3 protein-coding genes and 1 pseudogene are annotated in these 2,129 nt (G+C 72.0%); 1 reads left to right on the forward strand and 3 read right to left on the reverse strand.

The genetic code is table 11. The features are described from left to right. On the forward strand, positions 1-121 hold a 121-nt coding region (locus tag VHK87_RS17370), incomplete at its 5' end, for a hypothetical protein (RefSeq protein ID WP_329636151.1). 106 nt (positions 122-227) lie between these two features. On the opposite strand, the gene VHK87_RS17375 is transcribed toward VHK87_RS17370, so the two are convergent. The 3 genes and pseudogenes from VHK87_RS17375 to VHK87_RS17385 all read right to left on the reverse strand — a co-directional run. Next, the gene (locus VHK87_RS17375; protein ID WP_329636149.1) at positions 228-1,241 is read right to left on the reverse strand and encodes a sugar kinase; all 1,014 of its coding nucleotides are present in this window, start codon (positions 1,239-1,241) and stop codon (positions 228-230) included. A 22-nt stretch (positions 1,242-1,263) separates the two neighbouring features. Next, the gene (kduD, locus tag VHK87_RS17380) at positions 1,264-2,019 is read right to left on the reverse strand and encodes a 2-dehydro-3-deoxy-D-gluconate 5-dehydrogenase KduD (protein WP_329636150.1); all 756 of its coding nucleotides are present in this window, start codon (positions 2,017-2,019) and stop codon (positions 1,264-1,266) included. A 2-nt stretch (positions 2,020-2,021) separates the two neighbouring features. Beyond that, positions 2,022-2,129 (reverse strand): annotated as a pseudogene (locus VHK87_RS17385) (5-dehydro-4-deoxy-D-glucuronate isomerase); the annotation flags it as partial.

Raw genomic sequence — 2,129 nt, forward strand, 5'->3', positions numbered from 1 at the left:
CTGGGTGCTCGACCAGATCGGCAGCTATACCCCGATCTTCGTGGTGGCGGCGTCAGCCTACCTGCTGGCCCTGCTCGTCGTGCACCTGCTCACGCCGAAGTACGAGCCGGTGAAGATCTAGGTGTCATCCCGGAGAGCCGCGCATGCGGCTCATCCGGGACCCAGCGGCCTCACACGGAGGTCTGGGTCCCGGCTCTCGCTGCGCTCGGCCGGGATGACGGGCGGGATTACCGCTTCACATCCCCCCCGCCAGCGAGGAGGGCTTCGACGTCGGAGACGTCCACCAGGTTGAAGTCGCCGTAGATGGAGTGCTTCAGCGCCGCAGCGGCCAGGGCGAAGTCGAGGGCTGCCTGGGGGGCCATCTCGGTGCGCAGGCCGTGGATCAACCCGGCGGCGAAGGCGTCGCCAGCGCCGATCCGGTCGACGATGCCGGTGACTTCCAGAGGCGGCGCGGTCCAGTGGCCGTCGCGATCGGCGAGGAAGCCGGCAAGGCCGTGGCGGTCGGCGCCGTACACCACGCGGTGGGTCGAGGCGACGCGGGAGAGCTGCGGGAACCCGGTGAAGGCGGCCTCGGCGGCGGCCCGGCGGCGCTCCATCGGGTCGGTCTGCGGGAAGTCGTGGCCGAGGATCAGCGCCACGTCCCTGTCGTCGCCGATGAACAGGTCTGCGGCGGCGACGATGTCGGCCAGGATGGCCGCCCCGTCGGTGGGCCACAGGTCCCAGAGGCTCTTCCGGTAGTTGCCGTCGAAGGAGACCGTCAGGCCCTTCACCCGGGCGGCGCGGACCGCCTTCAGAGCCGCCTCGGCGGCGCCCGGGCCAACTGCCGGGGTGACGCCGGAGACGTGCAGCCAGTCGGCGCCCTCCAGCTCGGCGGCCCAGTCGATGGCGTCGGGATCGGCCATCGCGAAGGCGGAGTCGGCCCGGTCGTAGAGCACCTCGGCGGGCCTGAGGCCGGCGGCGGGGGTGAGGAAGTAGAGGCCCAGGCGACCCGGGGCCGTGCGCACGCCGCCGACATCCAGTCCCTGGCGGCGCAGCTCGGCGACGACCGTGCGGCCGAGCGGGTTGTCGGGCACGAAGCTGACCATCCGCACGTCATGGCCGAAGCGGGCCAGGGAGACGCCGGCGTTGGCCTCGGCGCCGCCGATGCGCGCGTCCAGGCGCGCCGACTGCAGCAGCACCTCGGCCCCCGGCGCGGACAGGCGCAGCATCACCTCGCCGAAGCAGACCACCTTGCCGCGCATGCGCCTCTCCCGCCGCGCCCGCTCAGCGGGCGAGCCAGCCGCCGTCCACCGGGACGATGGCGCCGTGCATGTAATCGGAAGCGGCCGAGGCGAGGAAGACCGCGGCGCCGCCGAGGTCCTCCGGCCGGCCCCAGCGGCCTGCCGGGATGCGGCCTAGTATCTCGCGGCTGCGGCCCTCGTCGGCGCGCAGGGCCTCGGTGTTGTTGGTCTCGAAATAGCCCGGGGCGATCGCGTTGACGTTGATGCCCCGCCCCGCCCACTCGTTGGCGAGCAGCTTGGTCAGGCCGGCCAGGCCGCTCTTGGAGGCGGTGTAGGAGGCGACCCGGATCCCGCCCTGGAAGGACAGCATCGAGGCGATATTGACGATCTTGCCGCCGCCCCGTTGTAGCATGGCCTTCGCTGCCGCCTGCGAGAGGAAGAAGGCGCTCTTCAGGTTGGTGTCGATCACCGCGTCCCAGTCGGCCTCGGTGAAGTCCAGGGCGTCGGCGCGGCGGATGATTCCGGCGTTGTTGACCAGGATGTCGATCCCGCCGAGGGCGGCCGTGGTCTCGGCCACGATGCGGGGAATGGGTTCGGTGGTCGCAAGGTCGGCCGAGACGGCGAGGAAGCGGCGCCCCGCCGCCTCCACCGCGCGGCCGGTCTCGTCGGACGGCGAGCGGCCGACCGCGGCGACGTCGGCGCCGGCCCTTGCGAGCGCGACGGCGATGGCTTGGCCGAGGCCCGTGTTGGCGCCGGTGACGACGGCGACCTTGCCGGCGAGGCTGAAGAGGCTCTCCACGGCTACTTCAGCTGGCAGATGTCGAGGACGTTCATGTCGGTGTAGTCGAGGTTCTCCCCGCCCATCGCCCAGATGAAGCCGTAGGCGCTGGTCCCCGCTCCCATGTGGAT

The sequence above is a fragment of the Phenylobacterium sp. genome (assembly GCF_036263695.1).
Lineage (GTDB): Bacteria > Pseudomonadota > Alphaproteobacteria > Caulobacterales > Caulobacteraceae > Phenylobacterium.

Excerpts from the sequence above, each read along its gene's own strand:
- VHK87_RS17375 (WP_329636149.1), bottom strand. The coding sequence starts at position 1,241 with ATGCGCGGCAAGGTGGTCTGCTTCGGCGAGGTGATGCTGCGCCTGTCC.